The organism is Chryseobacterium sp. UNC8MFCol (genome assembly GCF_000482305.1).
In the GTDB taxonomy this organism is placed as follows: domain Bacteria; phylum Bacteroidota; class Bacteroidia; order Flavobacteriales; family Weeksellaceae; genus Chryseobacterium; species Chryseobacterium indologenes.
In genome coordinates, this window is record NZ_KI535290.1 from 366,656 (window position 1) to 387,946 (window position 21,291).

General features: G+C 35.3%; 17 protein-coding genes and 3 tRNA genes. 11 read left to right on the plus strand and 9 right to left on the minus strand.

Annotated features, from left to right (window positions below):
• The first annotated feature begins 733 nt into the window (after positions 1–733).
• The 4 genes from M030_RS0115995 to M030_RS25785 all read left to right on the plus strand — a co-directional run bounded on the left by M030_RS0115995 (position 734) and on the right by M030_RS25785 (position 3,637).
• Complete coding sequence (locus M030_RS0115995) at positions 734–1,561, plus strand: phosphatase PAP2 family protein (RefSeq protein WP_051585117.1); 828 nt, start codon at positions 734–736, stop codon at positions 1,559–1,561.
• Positions 1,548–3,068: a phosphoethanolamine--lipid A transferase EptA gene (gene eptA / locus M030_RS0116000; protein ID WP_027374422.1), complete on the plus strand. Its 1,521-nt coding sequence runs from the start codon at positions 1,548–1,550 to the stop codon at positions 3,066–3,068. Before M030_RS0115995 ends, eptA begins: the two co-directional genes overlap by 14 nt.
• Before the next feature lie 199 nt (positions 3,069–3,267).
• Complete coding sequence (locus M030_RS25595) at positions 3,268–3,423, plus strand: bacteriocin-like protein (RefSeq protein WP_155857880.1); 156 nt, start codon at positions 3,268–3,270, stop codon at positions 3,421–3,423.
• Between the two features lie 61 nt (positions 3,424–3,484).
• Positions 3,485–3,637, plus strand: a complete 153-nt coding sequence (locus M030_RS25785; protein ID WP_164464860.1) for a bacteriocin-like protein — start codon at positions 3,485–3,487, stop codon at positions 3,635–3,637.
• A 13-nt stretch (positions 3,638–3,650) separates the two neighbouring features.
• Here M030_RS25785 and M030_RS0116015 read toward each other — a convergent pair whose 3' ends face one another.
• Both M030_RS0116015 and fbp read right to left on the minus strand, forming a co-directional pair.
• Positions 3,651–4,655 (minus strand): o-succinylbenzoate synthase, encoded by a 1,005-nt coding sequence (locus M030_RS0116015; RefSeq protein ID WP_027374423.1) that lies wholly within the window; start codon positions 4,653–4,655, stop codon positions 3,651–3,653.
• Positions 4,656–5,672: a class 1 fructose-bisphosphatase gene (gene fbp, locus M030_RS0116020; protein ID WP_027374424.1), complete on the minus strand. Its 1,017-nt coding sequence runs from the start codon at positions 5,670–5,672 to the stop codon at positions 4,656–4,658.
• Positions 5,673–6,174: 502 nt separating this feature from the next.
• On the opposite strand from fbp, the gene M030_RS0116025 reads away from it, so the two are divergent.
• From M030_RS0116025 to M030_RS0116050, 6 genes are all read left to right on the plus strand, one after another.
• Positions 6,175–7,413, plus strand: a complete 1,239-nt coding sequence (locus M030_RS0116025) for an aspartate kinase (protein ID WP_027374425.1) — start codon at positions 6,175–6,177, stop codon at positions 7,411–7,413.
• 22 nt (positions 7,414–7,435) lie between these two features.
• The gene (locus M030_RS0116030; protein ID WP_027374426.1) at positions 7,436–9,277 is read left to right on the plus strand and encodes a lysophospholipid acyltransferase family protein; all 1,842 of its coding nucleotides are present in this window, start codon (positions 7,436–7,438) and stop codon (positions 9,275–9,277) included.
• Between the two features lie 109 nt (positions 9,278–9,386).
• A tRNA-Phe gene (locus M030_RS0116035) sits at positions 9,387–9,459 on the plus strand.
• A gap of 321 nt (positions 9,460–9,780) precedes the next feature.
• Positions 9,781–11,127, plus strand: a complete 1,347-nt coding sequence (locus M030_RS0116040; protein WP_027374427.1) for a DUF3472 domain-containing protein — start codon at positions 9,781–9,783, stop codon at positions 11,125–11,127.
• A 147-nt stretch (positions 11,128–11,274) separates the two neighbouring features.
• Positions 11,275–11,347: transfer RNA gene (locus M030_RS0116045), tRNA-Phe, on the plus strand.
• 340 nt (positions 11,348–11,687) lie between these two features.
• Positions 11,688–11,760: transfer RNA gene (locus M030_RS0116050), tRNA-Phe, on the plus strand.
• Between the two features lie 253 nt (positions 11,761–12,013).
• On the opposite strand, the gene M030_RS0116055 is transcribed toward M030_RS0116050, so the two are convergent.
• The 5 genes from M030_RS0116055 to M030_RS0116075 all read right to left on the minus strand — a co-directional run bounded on the left by M030_RS0116055 (position 12,014) and on the right by M030_RS0116075 (position 17,138).
• Entirely contained in the window at positions 12,014–14,215 is a 2,202-nt protein-coding gene (locus tag M030_RS0116055) for a peptidase domain-containing ABC transporter (RefSeq protein WP_027374428.1), read from the minus strand.
• A gap of 43 nt (positions 14,216–14,258) precedes the next feature.
• Positions 14,259–15,143 carry a hypothetical protein gene (locus tag M030_RS0116060; RefSeq protein ID WP_027374429.1) on the minus strand — a complete coding sequence of 295 codons (885 nt, stop codon included), beginning with the start codon at positions 15,141–15,143 and terminating at the stop codon, positions 14,259–14,261.
• Positions 15,144–15,147: 4 nt separating this feature from the next.
• Positions 15,148–16,497 (minus strand): radical SAM/SPASM domain-containing protein, encoded by a 1,350-nt coding sequence (locus M030_RS0116065; protein WP_027374430.1) that lies wholly within the window; start codon positions 16,495–16,497, stop codon positions 15,148–15,150.
• An 88-nt stretch (positions 16,498–16,585) separates the two neighbouring features.
• Positions 16,586–16,729: a hypothetical protein gene (locus M030_RS25600; RefSeq protein WP_155857879.1), complete on the minus strand. Its 144-nt coding sequence runs from the start codon at positions 16,727–16,729 to the stop codon at positions 16,586–16,588.
• 193 nt (positions 16,730–16,922) lie between these two features.
• Complete coding sequence (locus tag M030_RS0116075; RefSeq protein WP_123840884.1) at positions 16,923–17,138, minus strand: hypothetical protein; 216 nt, start codon at positions 17,136–17,138, stop codon at positions 16,923–16,925.
• Positions 17,139–17,385: 247 nt separating this feature from the next.
• Here M030_RS0116075 and M030_RS0116080 point away from each other — a divergent pair, with 247 nt between their 5' ends.
• Positions 17,386–19,092 carry a helix-turn-helix domain-containing protein gene (locus tag M030_RS0116080; RefSeq protein ID WP_172523103.1) on the plus strand — a complete coding sequence of 569 codons (1,707 nt, stop codon included), beginning with the start codon at positions 17,386–17,388 and terminating at the stop codon, positions 19,090–19,092.
• A 30-nt stretch (positions 19,093–19,122) separates the two neighbouring features.
• Here the strand turns inward: M030_RS0116080 and M030_RS0116085 are convergent, their stop codons facing one another.
• Both M030_RS0116085 and M030_RS0116090 read right to left on the minus strand, forming a co-directional pair.
• Complete coding sequence (locus tag M030_RS0116085) at positions 19,123–19,887, minus strand: LytR/AlgR family response regulator transcription factor (RefSeq protein ID WP_027374433.1); 765 nt, start codon at positions 19,885–19,887, stop codon at positions 19,123–19,125.
• Between the two features lie 74 nt (positions 19,888–19,961).
• Positions 19,962–21,281, minus strand: coding sequence for a RagB/SusD family nutrient uptake outer membrane protein (locus tag M030_RS0116090; protein WP_027374434.1), 1,320 nt, complete (start codon positions 21,279–21,281; stop codon positions 19,962–19,964).
• Between the last annotated feature and the right edge of the window lie 10 nt (positions 21,282–21,291).

Genomic DNA, 21,291 nt, shown 5'->3' on the forward strand with positions numbered 1-21,291 from the left:
ATTTTTTTTATCATGAAACAAATAAAAAAGCAGTTTTATTTTATATTAGATTATATAAAAAAAACAATTTTCGTAAAAGACGTGATTTAACTTAAAAAAAAAACAACCTTAAAAAAACCGGAATTTATCCGATCCTATCATTACTTTACCCGGTAAACAACCTGACTAAAAATGAATATTCCTGTAATTCTATATTGCAGGAATTTATTTTGCGATTTATATTGAAATTGTCAAAAAACAAATAAATAATATAAATATATTCAATCAAAACACAATATATTAGACTTAAATAAATTAAGTTTAGTTTAAAATTTCACATAAACAATTCGAAACACAAAAACCACTGAAGCTGCTTGACCGGGTTAACTTTTAAAAAGCTTATGACATACCACAATAAATAGCGTCAATATGAAGTTATAGAAGTAAGCCTTGAAAAAAATATTTATAGTAAAAAACGCAAATTCTTATACCAATTTTAACGGGTACCAGATTTCCAATAAGCATTAATTATTCAAAAATTACGGCCACTCCGGATACGATTAATTAAGAAATACGCAACAAATACACAATATAGAATAAGGATTATTTCGTACTATAAAGTTTATTTTTGCAAAAAATACATTAAGAATATTTTACTGAAATTCTGTCAAGGAAAATGTTTTCAATGCGAACATTATAATATAATATACAGCTAGGGATTAAGAGAATAATATAAATAGGTAAATCAAGCATTATGAACAAAACTGTTATTACTACTTACGTTCCAACATGTCTGTCATTATTATACGTACCCTTATTTTTTCTGACTATCATTCTTTTTTTTCTTTATAAGCAGGACGCACTCAATATCGATGCCTATATTGGAATTCAGGAGCATTGGTTCTTTTTCCTCAATTCAAAATTATCGAAATATCCTGTGCTTCAATACAACTTAACGCAATTGGGAGATGCGCTGGTCCTTTTACCTTTTCTATCGATCTTCGTGATCTATGCCCCAAAAATCTGGCAGTCTTTACTATCAGCGTCTCTAGTATCTGCTTTCTTCTGTAATATTTTAAAAAAATTATTTACTGTGCCCAGACCGGCAGCTGTCTTTGACAATGAAGCGTTTGTAATCATTGGAAAGACTTTATCAGGGCACACCAGTTTACCCTCCGGTCATTCCATCACGATTTTTACAACGATTACCATTTTGATGTTTGCCTTTATGCCTCAAAAATTGAAATATAAAGTTATTTGGTGCAGTTCCTTGCTTATATCAGGGCTGATTATAGCTTTTACAAGGGTTGCTGTAGGCGCCCACTACCCTCTTGATGTTATTATTGGCAGTATTATTGGGTATATTTCAGGACTTTTAGGTATTTTTATCAACCACAGATATAACATATGGGAATGGATTAATCTTAAAAAATATTATCCTGTATTTATCCTATTATTCAGTATCTGTGCCATGATCCTGATCAACAAAATCCTGAATGAAAATTTAATCATATTTTATCTATCACTCATCAGCTTACTAACTTCACTCTACATAATCACCTATTCCTATGCTAAAAAATAATTTGAAATTACTGGATTTCGCCCTTTTGATGAGCGTTCTAAATTTCTTATTCTTTCATATTCCTTTTTTTACCTTTGTTTTCAGTAAGGTTGATTATAAAAGTCTGAACGGCGTCGCCATCATCATCAGCCTGATGATCCTCATGGTTGTTGCCAATGCTTTCACTTTCTATCTTATATTTTTTCTGTCCAGAATTGTCGGAAAAATTTTGCTGGTGCTTACTTTTATTATCAGTTCGATCGCCGTCTATTTTATTAATACTTATAATGTTATCATAGATGAAAGCATGATCGGTAATATATTCAACACCAATTATGAAGAATCAAGCAGTTTTTTTTCTCTAAAGCTTATTTTATACCTTGTTTTCCTCGGAATACTTCCCAGTATATATATTATTAAGGTCAACATACTAAAGGTCCCTGTAAAAAAGTTTTTGATTACTACTTCATTGACCCTTTTATTCATGGTAATCGTGGCTTTTGCCAACGCCAGTAATTGGTTATGGATTGATAAAAATTCAAAGACATTAGGTGGTTTGGCCATGCCCTGGTCTTACACCGTCAATACTTCTCTTTATTATATTCATGAATACAAAAAAAATGAAAAAGAAACTTTATTGCCCGATGCCACCATCAAAGACAATGAGAAATCTGTAGTAGTATTGGTCATAGGAGAATCTGCCAGAAGTCAGAATTTTTCTTTATACGGATATGGGAAGAACACGAATCCGCTGCTTTCAAAAGAACAGAACTTACATACCTTTAACGCTACATCCTGTGCCACGTATACCACGGCAGGGGTGAAATGTATTCTTGAACATACCAATACTGATGAACTGTATGAAATCCTACCCAACTATTTATACCGAAATAATGTAGAGGTAATCTGGAGAACGACAAACTGGGGTGAACCGCCGGTTCACATTAAAAATTACCAGAACAAAGAACATTTAAGTACAAATTGCAAAGGTGAAGACTGCAATTATGATGGGGTCCTTTTGAATGGCCTCAAAGAGCAAATAGCTGCAAGTAAAAAGAATAAAATACTTATTGTTTTGCACACCAGTACAAGTCACGGCCCTACATACAGCAAAAAATATCCATCGCGGTTCGAAACCTTTAAACCGGTCTGCAATAGTGTTGAATTGGGTAATTGCTCCCAGCAGGAGCTTATCAATGCTTATGATAATACGATTGTGTATACAGATTATCTTTTATATAATGTTATTGAGGATTTAAAACAACTAAAAGATTATAAAAGTACAATGCTTTTTGTGTCTGACCATGGTGAATCCCTTGGAGAAAAAAATCTGTACATGCATGGCATGCCTTTAAGTATTGCACCCAGAGAACAATATGAAATTCCTTTTATGGTTTGGGTGTCTGACGGTTCAAAACAACTCAAACCCAACAAAACCTTATCACAAAACCATGTATTTCACAGTGTTTTAAACTTCCTTGGAATACAAAGTCCGGTTTATAAAGAAGAGATGAACATCTTTAAGTAATGTATACTTTCACTCCTTTTCTACCGATTATTTCAGAAGAATGATGAATAACTCATGTGCTTTTATACACACATTTTATCATTACGCTGTTTAAATTAATAAAATTCACCATTTAGTTAAATATTCATAAAATTCCACATATAATATTGCACAATTGAGAAGTATTTTCGATATTTACTTATCAATCAAAAACTTAACCATGAAAAATTGCAAAAAATTAAACAAAGCAGCATTAAAAACAATTCAGGGAGGTTTGATTCCTCGCGGCTGCATCAGCTGGGATTTTAAACTTAAATGTTGCAGAGACTGGGATCCCATCTTTTGGGGTAATCCGGTATGTCCGGAACCTTATTAATATACTGTTCTGCATTCACTTTATTTCAAGATCAATTCACCAAACTTTTAAAATATCAATTATGAAAAATTTCAAAAAACTAGCAAAACGAGAATTAAAAACAATTAAAGGAGGTATTATCCCAATCGGATGCAACAATTGGGATAATAGAAAAAGATGTTGTAGAGAATGGGATGCTGAGCATTGGGACAATCCTGTTTGCCCGGGTACATAATCCTAGTTTTTAGTTATATTTTGAACCATAGCAACTCATTTCGAAGCTCCAAACTTGATTCAAAATTATTTACAAATAAAGCTCCGGTGCCTAATCCTTGAGGCATCGGATTTTTTTTTGTGAACGTATACTGGGCAATAGCATTAAGTCCGATATTGCTTTCCAAAGCAGAAGTAATCCACCAGCCGATATTTTGCTTTTCCGCAAGCGAAATCCATTCATCAGAACCGGAGAACCCTCCTACCAGTGCAGGTTTTAAAATAATATATTGAGGATTTATTCTTTCCAGCAATTTTTTCTTTTCTCCGGAATCGATTACTCCTATCAATTCTTCATCTAAAGCAATAGGTGTGGGTGTTGTCGCACATAGATCAGCCATATCATCCCAGTTTCCTGCCTTAATTGGCTGCTCAATAGAATGAATATCTAAATCGGCAAGTTGCTTCAAAACAGATACGGCTTCTTCTTTACTAAATCCTCCGTTGGCATCTACACGTAACTCCAGTTGCTCTTTAGAGAATTTTGCTCTTAACTTTTGCAGAACGATATGCTCTTCCTTCCAGTTGACTCCGATTTTTAATTTAATACAATGAAAACCTTTTTCCAGCTTATCCTGGATCTGTTCTTCCATATAGCTGATATCTCCCATCCAGATCAAACCATTGATGGTAATGGCAGATTTCCCTTCGGTAAACGCAGTAGGAAAATACAAATGATCCCCATATTTCAGATTTAAAACAGCTTGTTCATAGCCAAACCAGATCGAGGGAAATTCTTTTAATTCTTCTTTTAAATAAAAGAAATCTTTATCAATATTTTCACAAAGCCATTGTAGCTTATCTTCATAATCAGGCATGTCATCAAAGCTCAGGCCTCTGAAAACAGCGCATTCTCCAATACCTGTCTTTCCATTCTCTGAAATTTCCAGAATAAAGGTTTCTTTATCAAGCAAAACGCCACGAGATGTTCCACTCGGGCGTTTAAATTCTAATAAGTATCTTTTGTATGATGCTTTCATTTATTTTACGCTATCAATACGCATAAATTCTTCTGCTTTTTCTACCATATCTACGCTTCCACAGAAAAATGGAATCCTCTGGTGCAGTTCTGTTGGCTCAACCTCCAGAATTCTTCTGAACCCGTCTGTAGCCTTTCCACCTGCCTGTTCTGCAAGGAATGCCATTGGGTTGCATTCGTATAGCAATCTTAATTTACCATTCGGAGCCTGGGAATAAGAAGGATAAATATAAATTCCTCCCTTCAGCATATTTCTATGGAAATCGGCTACAAGCGAACCGATATATCTGGAAGTGTAAGGGCGGTCACCCTCTTCCATCTGGCAATATTTAAGATAATTTTTTACTCCCTGAGGAAATTTGATGTAATTCCCTTCGTTAATTGAATAGATTTTACCTGTTTTTGGAAACATCATATTAGGATGAGAAAGATAATAAGTACCTAAAGACGGATCCAGTGTAAATCCGTTCACCCCGTTTCCAGTCGTATAAACGATCATCGTAGAAGAACCGTAGATTACGTATCCGGCAGCAATCTGATTCACACCTTTCTGTAAGAAATCTTCAAGCTGTACCGGAGTTCCAGGCTCTGTCACCCTTCTGTAAATAGAGAAAATAGTTCCTACAGAAACGTTAACATCAATATTGGAAGATCCGTCCAAAGGATCGATCAATACTACGTATTTGCTTAAATGACCGTTTTCTCCACATTTAATGTCTATAAAATCATCATTTTCCTCTGAAGCAATACCACAAACAACCTCCCTTTGAGACAAAGCCGTAATAAAAATCTCATTCGCGATTACATCAAGTTTCTGCTGTTCCTCGCCCTGAATATTCTGGTTTCCTGCAGCTCCTGTTATATCTACAATTCCTGCTTTATTTACTTCTCTGTTTACCACTTTCGAAGCCAATCTTATTGCGCTCAGAAGACGGGAGAATTCACCTGTAGAATACTGAAAATCGTCCTGTTTATCTATAAGAAATTCTCCTAAAGTCTGTAATGGTTGATTTGACATATTTTTCTTTTTACGTTTTCCCCAAATTTCGGAAAATTTATTACATTAAGAAAATTTAATTAAAAAAGCCATTACCTACTGTATTCCAGCCCAATACAAATACAAAATTGCAGAATATAAAATAAAAGCTATTGGCAAATTGACCCAAATACTTATCCCGACCTGATGAAAAATTTAAAATGCTCTGTAAAAGAATTGACTATGAGTCCTGATTCAGAAAAGTGCATAAGTAGTAGAGTTGTGATTTTTTTCTAAAAAATAAGATCTATTTTACCTTCTCAATCACAATATGTTGTTTTATATTTTTCGTTGAAAAAAGCATAGTAAAGCCATGACCAGCAACCTGTTATAAACCAAAAAAAGATGCACTCGTATTATTTTAAGGAAATCTTAATTCCATCGGATTGGTTGACTATTTCATATCTCGTTGTAAATTTATAATTTTGACGTCCGTAAAAAACTCATGTAATTTTTATCTAACAATTTTATTTTTAACAATTTAATGAAAATTTTCAAGTTTGGTGGAGCGTCTGTGAAAGACGCCGAGAGTGTGAAGAATGTGTCTATGGTTTTAAAAAGCCAGGGATTTGCCAAATGTTTGCTGGTAATTTCAGCAATGGGCAAGACGACAAATGAATTGGAAAAAGTGGTAGAGCTTTATTTCAAAAAGGATAACTATCAAACTGAGATTGAAAAGATAAAACGAAAACACATTGAGATTGCGGAAGGTTTGTTTCCCGAGAACCATGCTGTTTTTGCGGAAATCAATCTCTTTTTCGATGATATCGATTCTTTTTTAAGGAGAAATAAATCTCCAAACTACAACTTTGTGTATGATCAGGTGGTAAGTTGCGGAGAAATGATTTCCACTAAAATCGTAAGCGAATACCTGAACGAAATTCAGTTTACCAACCAATGGCTGGATGCCAGAGATTATGTCAAAACAGATAATTCTTACAGAGAAGGTGTTGTAGATTGGGCAAAGACAGAAGAGTTTATTTCTCATCTAAACTCTGAAATCTGCTATGTTACCCAAGGTTTCATCGGTTCAGACGACAACAATTTTACAGTAACATTAGGGAGAGAAGGTTCAGACTACTCTGCTGCTATTTTTGCTTACTGTCTGGATGCTGAGCTGATGACGATCTGGAAAGATGTACCGGGAGTAATGACCGGAGATCCGAGAAAATTCAACGATGTCTCTCTTCTTTCCAACATATCCTATGAAGAAGCTATTGAGATGGCCTATTACGGGGCGAGTATTATTCACCCAAAAACATTACAGCCATTACAACAAAAAAATATTCCTTTCTATGTAAAGTCTTTTGTGGACCCTACTAAGGAAGGAACAAAAGTAGGCGCTTCAGACAAGAATCAACAGGAAGAATCTTATATTTTAAAAGAAGACCAGGATCTTTTAAAGATCTCAACAAGAGATTTCTCTTTTATCGCAGAGGATCACATGAGCTTGATTTTCAATCTTTTATCTAAATACAAAATTAAGGTTTCCCTGATGCAGAATTCTGCCATTTCATTGGCATTATGTCTGGAGGATAAATTTAACCATATTGAAGAACTCAACGAAGAGCTTCAAAAAATTTTTAAAACCGAAGCAATTAAAAATGTATCTTTATTCACAGTAAGAAATGCGAAGATGGATCACATTGATAGATTTTACCACGAAAAAAATGTATTATTGGAACAAATTTCCAAGAATACTCTTCAAATGGTAACACAATAATATTAATTGCGACTAAACACACATGAGTTTAATTTCGAAAAACGATCTGATCAAAGCTTCCGGCTTAAGTAAAATTGGGTTCCTAAAGAATCCGGTAGCATCTGCTGTGATGAGCATTGCTAAAATAAATGAAGTAAATAAACTATACGATAAACTAAAAGATAAGGAAGGCAAAGACTTTTTCGACTCATTTGTAAGAGAAAGGAATCTAAGCTATGTTGCTTTTGAAGAAGACCTAGCAAAGATCCCTAAAACAGGACCTTTTATTCTGGTTTCCAATCACCCGCTCGGGGCCATTGACGGAATCCTGATGTGCAAGATCCTTACAGAAGTACGTCCGGACTTCAAGGTTATGGGTAATTTCCTTTTGGATAAAATCCGGCCTATGGCTCCGTACGTAATCGCAGTAAACCCTTTTGAAAACAGAAAAGATGCTTACAGCAGCTCTTCAGGAATGCGTGAAACACTTAAGCATTTACAGAATGGCGGTTGCGTAGGTATCTTCCCGGCAGGTGAAGTTTCCAACAAAAACAATCCGTACGGGGAAATCTTAGATAAAGAATGGGAAAAAACGGCACTTAAGCTTATCAGAATGGCTAAAGTGCCGGTTGTTCCTATGTATTTCCATGCTAAAAACAGCCGTCTGTTTTATCAGATCGCTAAACTTCATCCTAGTTTACAGACATTGATGCTTCCCGCAGAAATGATGAATGACAGGGAAAAACCTATCAGAATCAGAATCGGACGCCAGATCACCGTGAAAGCTATGGATGAAATGGAAACCATTGAGGAATTGGGCGAATTTCTGAAACGTAAGGTATATATGATGAAGTCGTACTACGAGAAAAGAAAATCACTTGCTCAGAGTATAAACCTCCAGAACCTTTCTGTAAAATTTCCTTTGCTGAAAGAAGAAAATATCGTCCAGAATATTATTGACGAAACTCCTATTGAAGATATCATCAAAGATGTTGACAAGCTGAGGGGAACCGATAAAATGTTGTTCAGTAACGGAAATTATGAGATTTACTTTACAACTTACGAAGAAATACCTTCTATAATGAGGGAAATCGGACGTCAAAGAGAATTAACTTTCCGTGCAGTAGGGGAAGGAAGTAATCTTCCTTTTGACCTGGATGAATACGATAAGCATTACCATCATCTTTTCCTCTGGGATAACGCAGAGAAAAAACTGGCAGGAGCCTACAGAATGGCCCTGGGTAGAGAGGTAATGAAAAAATATGGCATTAAAGGATTCTACACAAGCTCTTTATTTGAATTTGAGCAGGATATTCACCCTTTCTTTAAAAAAGTAATTGAAATGGGACGTGCTTATATTTGTCAGGAATATCAGCAAAAACCACTTCCACTTTTTCTTCTATGGAGAGGTATCGTGCATGTATGCCTGAGAAATTCTGACCATAAATTCCTGATGGGAGGAGTAAGCATTTCCAATAAATTTTCAGAGTTCTCAAAATCTCTGATGATTGAATTCATGCGCTCAAACTACTTCGATTCTGCAGTTGCTCAGTATATCACCCCGAGAAACGAATACAAAGTAAAACTCCGTGACAGAGATAAAAGTCTTTTCTTTGACGAAATGGAATCGGATCTTAACAAACTTGATAAGATTATTGATGACCTGGAACCCGAATTGAGATTACCTGTTTTGATTAAAAAATATATTAAGCAGAATGCTAAAGTAATTGCATTCAATGTTGATCCAAACTTCAATGATGCTATTGACGGATTAATGTATATCAGGATCAGTGATCTTCCGGAAAGTACGATCAAACCGGTGTTGGAAGAAATGAGTGAACAAATCAGAAAGGAACAGGAAAATAATCCGGCTGAGAATCAGTAAGTTTTTAGCTTTATTTAAAAAAAGTACGATGAATACTTGCTTTGTATACTAAAACTTACTACTTTTGCATCACTTTAAAACAACGAAGTAAGTCAAACAAAAATATAATGGTTTCTTAGCTCAGTTGGTAGAGCAATGGATTGAAAATCCATGTGTCCCTGGTTCGATTCCTGGAGAAACCACTTGAAAACCTCTGATTATTCAGAGGTTTTTTTGTTTTTATATACTTACGTTAAAAAACTCCAAGGGCTCTTTCACAGATGGCGCAGATCGAGCAGAGCTTAAAGAATCTTTATAGTCTGCTAAATCTGTGGGAAGTTTAGCGGTAAACGCAAGATGTATAAATCATGCAAATTATTTCAGGAAGCAAAATTTCTTTTTCTTTACTTTCAACTTCATATAAAATTTTTCACAATTTTTAATCAAGATCATGTGAAATAAAACATGCATTATTATCTTAAAAATTTTAAATTAGCTATTGTAAACCAAAACACAATTACATTATGAATCCAAAAGCATTAGCTATTCCGTTTTTTTGCTTTGCTCTGCTCGTTTTTCAGTCATGCAAAGACAATACTGCTGCAACAGAAGATAGTATTTCTAAACAGGAAAAAATATCATCGTCGCGAATCAGCTCCTCATTCAATGTACCGGTATCGGGAAATTCATTTTTAACTATAAAACCTTCGGGAGCAAACGAAGTGATCACTCCCACCAACCTTGGTAACTGGACGAATTCTAACACGGTTATCAGTACTTATTTCAGACTAAGTAATACGGGAACATTAAACATCGGATTAAAAGCTTCTGTTCCTTCAGGAACAAGTGTGGTTAAAGTAACCATAGGTAACACATCCAAAACAATTACTTTAACAGGAACAACTTCTAAAGAGTATACCGTTGGAGATTTTACCGTTTCCAGTCCGGGGTATGTAAAAGTTGATCTTCAGGGTGTATCTAAAACCGGAAGTTATTTTGCCGATGTTACGGATATCACTTTCACCGGGCCGGCTTCTACGGGAAACAATATTTTCAGTAATGATCCTTCTTATTATTACTGGGCTCGCCGGGGACCTTCCTGCCATCTCGGTTATACAGTTCCTACAACCAATACTATAAGCTATTATTATAATGAAGTGACCGTTCCTGCAGGAGAAGATAAAATCGGCTCATACTTCATGGCTAACGGTTTCAATGAGGGATATTTCGGAATGCAGGTAAATTCTGCTACTGAAAGAAGAATTCTGTTCTCTGTCTGGAGTCCTTTTGAAACAGATGATCCAAATAATATCCCTCCTGATCATAAAATACTATTGAACAAAGCCGGCAGTGGTGTTACCATTGGCGAGTTTGGTAATGAAGGTTCCGGAGGACAAAGTTATTATAAATACAATTGGACCGCGGGCAAAACCTATAAATTCTTACTAAAAGGCGAACCTGACGGTAACGGGAAGACAGATTATACGGCATGGTTCCTTCCTCCCGATAATACGTCATGGAAACTTATTGCCAGCTGGAAAAGACCGCAAACCAGTACTTATCTGAAAGGTTTTTATAGCTTCGTGGAAAACTTTAATTCTGAAAACGGATACCAGGGCAGAAAAGCAGAGTTTAAAAATCAATGGGTAAGAACGACTTCAGGAAACTGGATGCCGGTCTCGGGAGCTAAGTTCACGGTGGATAATACCTATAACGCAAAGCAGAGAATTGATGCTATGGGAGGAACAAATGGTAATGCATTTTTCCTGCAAAACGGAGGATTTTTTAATACTGTTGTTACTCCGGGAACACTATTTTCCGTTACCGCCCCAACCCAGGCACCGGATATCAATTTCTCAACACTTCCATAACAACCTGACTTATAGAAAGAAGCCCGACATTATTTAATATCGGGCTCTTTATTTTCATTTATTTTAAATTTTCTATTGCATGGTATCATAAAAATTGTCATTTTTGCACCCACTTTAAACGACGAAGTACGTCAACAAAAATATAATGGTTTCTTAGCTCAGTTGGTAGAGCAATGGATTGAAAATCCATGTGTCCCTGGTTCGATTCCTGGAGAAACCACTTAAAACCTCTGATCATTCGGAGGTTTTTGTTTTTAAACACTGATTCGGCTTGTAGATTTAGTATAAAAAACGAAAAAGTCTGATAATAAACATTGAGTTCTTCAAGATTCAGTTTTTGATTTTCTCATTTGTACATACAGAAATACCCATTTTATCGGTATTTTATTACCTGTAAAAAAGATCTTCCAAACATCCTGATGAACAGACAGTTGAATTAAAAAAACGTTTGTAACACCATCTTTTTTAAAAAAACAATGATCAAAGCTTGCACGGTATTACAAAATGTTATACTTTTGCATCACTTTAAAACAACGAAGTAAGTCAAACAAAAATATAATGGTTTCTTAGCTCAGTTGGTAGAGCAATGGATTGAAAATCCATGTGTCCCTGGTTCGATTCCTGGAGAAACCACTTAAAACCTCTGATTAGTCAGAGGTTTTTTTGTTTTTATAGCTCTTTTGGTCTTTCCTTTCACACTACCTCGGACGTTGCGGTTAAGCTGAATGGTAATTATTCCAAAAATGTTTAATGCGTAAGAGTAGAGGGCATTACTGAGCCGACTCCAATCAATTTCACCCTCAAAATTGTAGAACTTTACTATTTATTTCCATTAAATTACACAGGAATAAGTATTCCTCTTCCCTAGCCTGTTTAGAATGGATTTTTAATTTCCTAGTTCCAGCTGATTTTTAACAAGATTATAGTAATCCGATTTCCTGGAAACAAGCTCCTCATGGCTCCCTTTCTCGACGATTTCTCCATGCTTCAACACAATAATCTGATCGGCATTTCTTACAGTAGAAAGTCTGTGCGCTACAATAACGGCTGTTTTTCCTTTAAAAAAGGACTGCAGATTATCATGAATGATTTTTTCATTATCTGCATCGAGTGCAGAAGTGGCTTCATCAAAAAAAATAAAATAAGGATTTTTATATACTGCTCTTGCGATAAGTATCCGTTGTTTTTGCCCTCCTGAAATTCCGTTACCTGAAGCTCCGATTTTGGTTTTCAGTCCCAGGGGCAGCTCTTCAACAAATGATTTAATATTTGCGATATGCAATGCTTTTTCAAGTTTTTCATAATCTATATTTTCATCCCCGGCAGCAATATTTCTTTCTATAGTATCAGAAAATATATAACCTTCCTGCATAACGGTTCCGCAGTTCTCCCTCAGATCTTTGGGTGAAATATCTTGAGCGTTCAAGTGATTAAAAAAAACATCTCCTTCAACCGGTTCATAAAATTTCAGAAACATTTTGATAAGAGTCGTTTTTCCACTGCCGCTCGCCCCCACTATTGCTGTTATTTTTCCTTCAGGAATAAACAGATTGATATTTTTTAAAACATAAGGAGACCGGGGACCTTCGTATTGAAAAGATACATTTTTAAAATAAATTCCTCTTTCTATTCCGTTCTGCCGGGTATATTTTTCACTTAATAAGGGTACATGATATTCTTTTTCTTCTTCAGCATAATCATGGACCTCGTGCAACCGCGATAAACTTAATTTAGCATCCTGTAAAGACCGGAAAAACTGAATAAGCTCATTCACCGGCGAATTCATTTGTCCTATAATATAAGAAACACTTAATAACTCCCCCAATGTCATACTTCCCTTCACAACAAAGGAGGCAGCGAGAAAGGTGACAATAATATTTTTGAGCTGATTGATGAATTCAAAGCCTGAAAGTTGTATCTGATCCAGTTTCAGGATTCTGATGTTAACTTTTAATAGTTTTTGCTGTATTTCTTCCCACTTTTTTCGTTTGTAATTTTCAAACTGGTTAAGCTTCATCTCTGATACCCCATTAATGATCTCATAGATAGATTCCTGATTTTCACTCCGCTGCTGAAAGCGGAAATAATCGAGCACTTTTCTTTTTTTCATCCAAAATAAAGACCATAAGACAGATATGGCAGTCAATGCTACATAGACCAGTAGGATGGTAAAATCATAATACCAGAGAACACCGAAAAATACAGTAAAAGTAATGGCTGAAAATAAGGTAATAAGGCTTTGAGAAGTAAGAAAACTTTCTATTCGTTCATGATCCTGGATGCGTTGACTGAAATCTCCCATCAGTTTAGTATCAAAAAACTTAATGGGTAATTTTAAAAGCTTTTTCAGAAAGTCAGAAATAATACGGATATTGATATTGGTTCCTACGATCAGCATAATCCAGTTACGAAATATATTGAAAATAATATTTCCTAAGAAAAATGCCAATTGAGCAATAAGGATATATGATATGACGGAAAGGTCTTTTTTGCTGACACCCTCATCCATCAGTTTTTGGGTGAGAACAGGAAATACCAAGGTGGTTATCGTTCCAAAAAGCAAAAGCAAAAGCATCTGAAGCATTTGCCTTTTATAAGGTTTCAGATGGTTCAGCAGGAATTTTACTGATATTTTTTTTTCCTGACGGGAGGATTGTTTATAGAATTCTTCTGTGGGCTCCAAAAAAAGAACTACACCTTTTTCTTCACCTGAAATCCAGCTTTTTTTTAATTTTTCTTCAGACAGATTAATATATCCATGTCCGGGATCCGCGATTTTAAACACTGGTTTACGGGTAAAAACATTTTTAGAGATCTTATGCAAAACCACAAAATGATTTTGGTTCCAATGGAGAATACACGGCAAAAGCGAATTGTCTACATATTTCAGCTGTGATTTGACAGCAACTGTTTTCATTCCTATTTTTTCCGCAGCTTCACAGATTCCTAATAACGATACTCCTTCTTTGGTCATAAAGCTTTTATCCCTTAGATATTGCAGCCCAAAATCAACCCCGTAATGAGAGGCTATCATGGCGAGGCATGCGGGGCCACAATCCATTTGGTCATGTTGGGGAATAAAATTCATGAAAACAGGTTGTTTTAAAAGTTATGTTGAGACTGCATTTATTTCAGTTGAGAAAGTCCTTTTTTATATCGTTATACAATGAATCAATAGCTGTAACAGAGGTATAATCTGCTGATCCGGCAATGAATTGCTGAAGTAAGTCTATGTTCCATTCCTGACGATTTATACTGTTTTTTTTGAGTTGTACCCAGTATACGAAACTCTTCAAGTCATCATGCACAGCAGATTCTTTTTGAAGCACCTCATCAAAAGTACGGTCCAGAACTTCCTCTTTATTGCCGCACTGATCTAAAAAAGGGATGTATTCATTGGTAATCTGCACCAGCATAAGCTTTCTTAATTTCTTTAAAGATTCAGAATGATCTTCATAACAAAATTCTATATCCCGGTAACGTACTTTTTCAGAAAGCAATAGGCTTCTGTACAACAAATTAAAGATTTTACAGACATTCTCAGCATTCTGTTCTTTCATTTCTATCCTTGATATATTATGCAGTTGCTGTATTTTATGATAGGATACGGAAGCATTATATTGTTCCAGTTTTTCATCCAGTAACATGGTTTCATAAGTCTGTTGTTTTGCTAAAGAATAATCGCTTTTCTTATAACTTATAAAAGCCTGGATAGGTATGCTGATAAGATCATACAAATTTTTTTCTTCAGGTTGTAATGAGTCGCAGTCAATGTATTTTTTAGCACGAGTGATAAGCATTTCTGCTTTTTGAATATTCCCGGTGCGTCCCTCGTTCAGCGCTTCATGATAATTAAGGCTGTAAAAATTAAAAGCTTCTTTATCATCACACACAACATCTATGAGCTTATCCATTTCTTTTTGAAAAATGAAATCATCTTTATAGTGCACAAGATTAGCTGTGACCAGAATTTTATGCTGTTGCAGCAATGCAATGATATACTCACTATTTTCCATTATTCTAACTCATTAAGTATTCTGTTCCTTTTTCCTGAGTAATATAATTAATGGCCAGTTTATCCTGAATATTGAATTTATTGGAAGGACAAGCTATAATGCCTTCTTCCCACGATTTAGGACATCCGCCACCGCACACAGGAAACATTTTACAGGTGTGACATGGGTAACCTTTCTGATCGGTAAGTACAACATCGTTCCAGTTTTGCAGATGAAGTGAACCGAATTTCTGATCAATTTTAATATCTTTTATGTTACCCAATTTATGCTCTGTGCTTTCATATGCAGGAACGTAAGGAACTTCTGTACAGTTGTATATATTGCCAAATGCATCTATTAATTCTGCATCCGGATTTGTAATCATGCAGAGTTCATGATTTCTCACAGGAAGAACGGATGGCGAAAAACCATATTTATACTGCTCCAGAATCCATTCTATTTCTTTTTCGGCAAATGTCTCTTTTTCCAGGGATACCAGATGAGCTTCATTTCCCCATGAGTGAATAGGTGCCACATAAAAGTGTGAAATTTTTTCGTGAAAGCCGTGTTCATGCATAAGTTGGAGCAAAGGAACTACTGATTGGTAATTGGTACGATCTACATTACATCTTATGGAAATACGTGCTCCCAGTTCTTTATAGTTTTCAATACTGAAAATATCTACTAAATTTTTAAAAATAAGATGAAATGAGTTTTCACCGGATTTTACAAATCTTCTTTTATCATGGAATTCTGCAGTGCCATCTAAAGTCACCTCTATGGTTTTTACATCATGCTGATTAACCAATTCCAGAAATATGTTTTTTTTCAACGCCAAGCCGTTGGTGGTCATTTTAGCACTGTAATCAATACCCAACTCCGAACTTATTTCTTTTAACTTTCCCGTTACTTTTCTAAGGGTCTGCAGGCTCATCAAAGGCTCTCCTCCAAACCAGCCGATCAGCAAAGCTCTGTAATCTTTCAAAGAAAGTTTATGCCTGATCCGCTCAATAAGTTTTTCATAATCTTTTGCCTGCAAATCATTTTTGGTGTGTTCCTGTCCGCAATAGTCACAGCCTAACTGGCAGTTTGAAGAGGGTTGTATCACCTGATAAAGGACATTATTAGTATCAATCATCATTTTATTTTCTTCGACAATTTCCATTAATTCATTTTCAAAAGAAGGAACTAAAATAAGTGCGGTAATCAGTTGATTCTTTATCTCCACAGTAATGGTATCAAAGTGTCCGTTGATCAGGGACTGGTAGTTTTCTTTTTGCAGAAGAAGAACTTTACAGCTTCTCGTCGAAAAGATCACATATTTATCTTCCGAAACCTGGGTAGAAACAGTATAATGAGATAGTTTATAGTTCATGGAATTCGCTTTTAAAATGAAAAGAAAAGTGTTCATAGTTTAGAGACATTAAACACAGTCGGTCTGTTGTACGTTTTGGTAGTGCGGGCTATTGCTTCGCCAAGCATCCGGAATTACATACCAGGTTAAGTGGTGCTGTACCTCCTTTTATTGAAGATAATTCTCCTTCTTTTAATGTTGTAACGTCTCCTGAAATTTTAGTCAGCAGGTTCTGTAATTTTGAATTTTTCATTTTAATTAATTTTAGTAATTGGATGTTAGAATCATAGTTTTTAAAGTGATTAATTCTTTCGACTTTTTCACACTTTCCTTGCAAGGGGTATTTATTAAATGTTTCGTTTGCATAGTACTCTACAAACTATTCCATTTGATAAAATCATTTTAGAATCATGAATTGAAACCGGCTTCCATTAGATAAAGCAGTTTTATTTTTTCGGAGGAATGTTCTTGGGATCTTCGCTGGCTGAATCATTTATAGAAACAGCATCTCCGATGTTTCTGACTACATCGGAAGTATAAAGATGCTGTCTTTCAGAAGGATCTACAGCAGATCCGGAAAGATTCGGCTGATTTTCATAGCTGTATGAACTCACGAGTAATAAAGCCAAAATAAGTATAAAATAAAAATTAGCTTTTTCCATAAAAATTAGTTTTGTTTTCTGTTTCGAAATGTATACAGGTAAAATGAAATTCACAAAATTTAAATTCAGCCGCGACACTATCAGAAAAAAAAATAATTATATATCGGCAAATAAGAATACTATAATGATAAAAAAAATTACTAAAATCATAAATCGAAACTTATAACAATCTGTATTTAAATATTTTATATTTTTATCACCAATGAAAGAAAAATTTATTTATTTTTATATTGTTTTACAGTTACAAATGAACAATTTAAAGTATATTTTTCTAATATTATTCACTTTTGTAGGATTTTATACCACACTACATTCACAAAATACTCAAAAGAAAATCAGCAATACAAGTTATTCTGATCTGGAATTGGCTATAAAAAAATCAGAAAATAAACAGGACGAGCAATGGAAATATATTAATCATTTTATACAAAAAGCAAAAAAAGAGAAGAATACTGAAAAAACGAGAAGAGGATACGTCCTGGCCACTTTTAATAAGAGAGGAGATGAACAGATAGCATATGGTGACAGCGTTGTCATTATGGCCCGCAAAATCAATGATAATAACCTTATCGGAGACAGTTATCTGTCCCTGGGAATGTCTTTTACAAACAATGAAAACTACCCTAAAGCATTAGATGCTTTTGTTAAAGGATATGATTATATCAAAAAAAACAAAAACCCGTACTTAATTCACAGTGTCGAATACCAGATTGCCCAGACGAAATACTACCTCGGACTCTATACTGAAGCTCATTCACTGTTAACGGGTTGTGTCTCATTTTTCAGGAAACATCAGGAAAAAATCGGGGATACCCACTATACCTATTATTATCTCTATTCTTTGATATCACTGATTGAAACCAACAGTCATTTATCAAGCTTCAATGCCAATAAGGACCTGATACAAGAAGGAATAGAGTTTGTTACAAAGCATCAGGATTTTAAAGAATACCACGCTTACTTCATTTCTTCCCAGGGAACAGATTTTTATTATCAGAAAAAATATGCTCTGGCCTTAGCAAAACTCCGGGAAGCCATAAGGTTATATAATGACTCATGGAAGCACCTGACCGATAAGTTTTATATCGGAATGTCATTGTGGAAACTGGAAAAAAAAGAAGAAGCACTTCCCTATTTTTTATTGCTTGATCAAGAATATAACGAAACCAAAAAACTGGATCCTAAGTTCCGGCCTGCTTTTGAAATGCTTATCCGATACTATTCGGAAAAGAATGACACCAGCAAACAACTGGAATATACTGATAAGCTGATTCTTCTCGACAAAGCCTACGAAAAAGATTATAAATATCTCAATTCTACCTTAAACAAAGAGTATGATACGAAAAAACTCTACGAGGAAAAAGAAATCCTGCAGGATCGTATTCACCGGGAAAGACTCATTTACATTACCCTCATTGGTTTTGGTCTTGTACTTATTATGTTCCTGACATTTTTACATCTTAAGTATAAACACAAGCATTTTTCCGGATCTTATGAAAAACTTACGGCAATTCAAGATGAAGAAATTGTGTATGGGAACGAAGAAGCCAAAAGTAAAAACGATGAACCTATTATTGATGACCAACTGGGAATCAACCCTTTAATTGTCGAAAACGTTCTTAAAATACTGTCTGATTTTGAAAAAGAGAAACAGTTTTTAAAAAAAAACATCTCTCTTGCCGGCATGTCAAAATTGTGTGGAACGAATACCGTTTATCTTTCGAAAATCATCAATTTTTATAAGAAAAAAAGCTTCAATGAATACCTCAATGAACTGAGGCTCGATCATATTGTTTCCCAGTGGAAAAGCAAGCCCAAAACAAGATACATCAGCATTCAGAAAACAGCTGAAAATGCAGGCTATAATACCACTCAGACGTTTACAAAAAACTTTCAGGAGAAATACCATATTCCGCCTACTTATTTTCTGAACCGACTTAATAAGGAAAATTAATTCACCCGACGGCTGGCTTTTTAATCACGTTCAGGTATTCAACCAGGTTAAACAGTCTGCAATCTGTACTTTGCTGATAAAAACTTCCGCATTTACTTCTGGTTCGGGTGAAAGTTTAAGTTCTACTTTCTGGCTTGAATGCTTGATAATTTCTGTGACCGCCTTTTTATTAATGATAAACTTACGGTTTATTTTAAAGAAAATCTCAGGATTCAGTTTTTGAATGATATCTTTGATGGTGTCGTCATAAATGTACGTCTGATGGTCCTTAGTCGTTAGGAAAAGATATTTTCCCGATGCAAAAAAATAGGCTGTTTCATGTTCGTCGATTGACTTGAGCTTATTTCCCTCCCGTACCATAAAACGCTTCATCATTCCGGAGTCATTGGTCTGATGTAAGGTAGACATCGACTTCAGGACCGGTTCCGGATCAAAATTATTCCGTATGGAAATAAACTTTTGCAGAGCTTGATGCAAATCGGCTTCCTCAAAAGGTTTTAAAAGATAATCAATAGTAAAATGTCTGAAAACCCTCATCGCATATTCATCAAATGCGGTAATAAAAATGATGGGGGTGAATAATTCTACATGCTCAAAAATTTCAAGACTCATCCCATCGCCCAAATGGATATCCATAAAGATGAGATCGGCAGCATCATTTTCGAAAAATTCAATTGCCTGCTTTTTTGAACGGAGAATAACGATTTCGGTAACAGGAACGATATCCTGATGATCTAAAAGATTCTTCAGATAATTCACAGCCAGCAATTCGTCTTCTATAATGGCAATTCTCATAACCCTGCAAAAATACAAAAAAACCGCCAGAACGATCAAGTTCAAGCGGTTTCAGGGGTTGTTAATATGAAATGTTATAAATTAGGATTATTCTTTTTCGCACTCATCGGATATTCTATGGTATATCTCGGATCATTCTGCTGAAGAATATATTCTTTGCCCAATACGGTATGTACAATTTTTTTCTGGTCGGCCCTTCTTAAATCAAACCATCTGTGACCTTCCATTGCAAATTCTCTGAACCTCTCATCCAGAATAAAATTCATGAAATCTGTTGTATTCATTCCATTGATCTGGCTCTGAACAGAAGTATAACCTTCTGCAGTATATCTGTTTTTCAGCACCGGAAGTATTGCCTCTTTAGCCTCATCAAGTCGGTTTAGCTTTAACAATGCTTCAGATTTGATAAAATATAATTCAGCAGTTCTGAAAGATACCCTGAAATCATTGCTTCCTCCTTTGATCGCCTTATACCGATTTTTGCTTTTTTCAAAATAAATACCAAATCTTTTGTCTGTAGTCGTATTATATTTTGAAATCAATTCCGGAGAAGCAAAAATTACATTCTGAACACTGTTATTCAACGGATTGTCCAATGCTAATATAGATTCCGCCGAAGCATAATGGTTGGGAGCGGTATTGGTGGTATTCAAATTACTAAGCTCTCCCTTTACAGCCAGTAACTCCTGCGAGTCATTCAATGCTTTATTCCAGTCTCCCTGATAGAGAGCCATTCTTGCGTTCAGTGCCATAAGAGCATTTTTGGAAAATTTATAATTATTTCCTGCTGTTTGCTGCTGTTCTACCATCAAGCCTTGAGCCTTTTCCATATCTGCATGAATCTGATTGTAAACCTGCTGCACTGTAGATGGCTTCAGTACCGCTTCCATATCTGTTTCCAGGGTAATTGGAACTCCCCTGTCTGAAGACGCTGTAGCGTTATTGTAAGGTTTTGCGTACAGATTGATCAGATCAAAATAAGAATAAGCACGCAACGCGTAAGCTTCTGCCAGAATCTGGTTCTTTTCAGGAGAATCTTTCATCGTTTTACTTCCCTCGTTGATGGCCTGATTAAGGTAGAAAATTACCGTATAAAAGTCGGCCCAATGGAATTCTTTTGTTTCAGCATCATAGTTACTGTCCTTCCACATGGCAAGTTCGCGGTAGTAAGGAAAATCGCTGGTATCTTCATCGATCACCATCTCATCTGTACGAAGTGCAGATAGAGATTTATGGATCGGATATTTGGCATATGCAGAGGTAAGTATTTTTCTGTAATCCTCAACACTGGTTGGGATCACTTTTCCTTCCGGCTGTATATCCAGGAAGCGATCACATCCAATACTGGTAAAACTAATGAATGCCAGTGCAACGAATGTAGTTATTTTTCTCATTTTTTTCAAG

What these genes read in the sequence shown, in the direction of transcription:
- M030_RS0115995 (WP_051585117.1), top strand. Translation starts at nt 734, where the DNA reads ATGAACAAAACTGTTATTACTACTTACGTTCCAACATGTCTGTCATTA.
- eptA (WP_027374422.1), top strand. Translation starts at nt 1,548, where the DNA reads ATGCTAAAAAATAATTTGAAATTACTGGATTTCGCCCTTTTGATGAGC.
- M030_RS25595 (WP_155857880.1), top strand. Translation starts at nt 3,268, where the DNA reads ATGAAAAATTGCAAAAAATTAAACAAAGCAGCATTAAAAACAATTCAG.
- M030_RS25785 (WP_164464860.1), top strand. Translation starts at nt 3,485, where the DNA reads ATGAAAAATTTCAAAAAACTAGCAAAACGAGAATTAAAAACAATTAAA.
- M030_RS0116015 (WP_027374423.1), bottom strand. Translation starts at nt 4,655, where the DNA reads ATGAAAGCATCATACAAAAGATACTTATTAGAATTTAAACGCCCGAGT.
- fbp (WP_027374424.1), bottom strand. Translation starts at nt 5,672, where the DNA reads ATGTCAAATCAACCATTACAGACTTTAGGAGAATTTCTTATAGATAAA.
- M030_RS0116025 (WP_027374425.1), top strand. Translation starts at nt 6,175, where the DNA reads ATGAAAATTTTCAAGTTTGGTGGAGCGTCTGTGAAAGACGCCGAGAGT.
- M030_RS0116030 (WP_027374426.1), top strand. Translation starts at nt 7,436, where the DNA reads ATGAGTTTAATTTCGAAAAACGATCTGATCAAAGCTTCCGGCTTAAGT.
- M030_RS0116040 (WP_027374427.1), top strand. Translation starts at nt 9,781, where the DNA reads ATGAATCCAAAAGCATTAGCTATTCCGTTTTTTTGCTTTGCTCTGCTC.
- M030_RS0116055 (WP_027374428.1), bottom strand. Translation starts at nt 14,215, where the DNA reads ATGAATTTTATTCCCCAACATGACCAAATGGATTGTGGCCCCGCATGC.
- M030_RS0116060 (WP_027374429.1), bottom strand. Translation starts at nt 15,143, where the DNA reads ATGGAAAATAGTGAGTATATCATTGCATTGCTGCAACAGCATAAAATT.
- M030_RS0116065 (WP_027374430.1), bottom strand. Translation starts at nt 16,497, where the DNA reads ATGAACTATAAACTATCTCATTATACTGTTTCTACCCAGGTTTCGGAA.
- M030_RS25600 (WP_155857879.1), bottom strand. Translation starts at nt 16,729, where the DNA reads ATGAAAAATTCAAAATTACAGAACCTGCTGACTAAAATTTCAGGAGAC.
- M030_RS0116075 (WP_123840884.1), bottom strand. Translation starts at nt 17,138, where the DNA reads ATGGAAAAAGCTAATTTTTATTTTATACTTATTTTGGCTTTATTACTC.
- M030_RS0116080 (WP_172523103.1), top strand. Translation starts at nt 17,386, where the DNA reads ATGAACAATTTAAAGTATATTTTTCTAATATTATTCACTTTTGTAGGA.
- M030_RS0116085 (WP_027374433.1), bottom strand. Translation starts at nt 19,887, where the DNA reads ATGAGAATTGCCATTATAGAAGACGAATTGCTGGCTGTGAATTATCTG.
- M030_RS0116090 (WP_027374434.1), bottom strand. Translation starts at nt 21,281, where the DNA reads ATGAGAAAAATAACTACATTCGTTGCACTGGCATTCATTAGTTTTACC.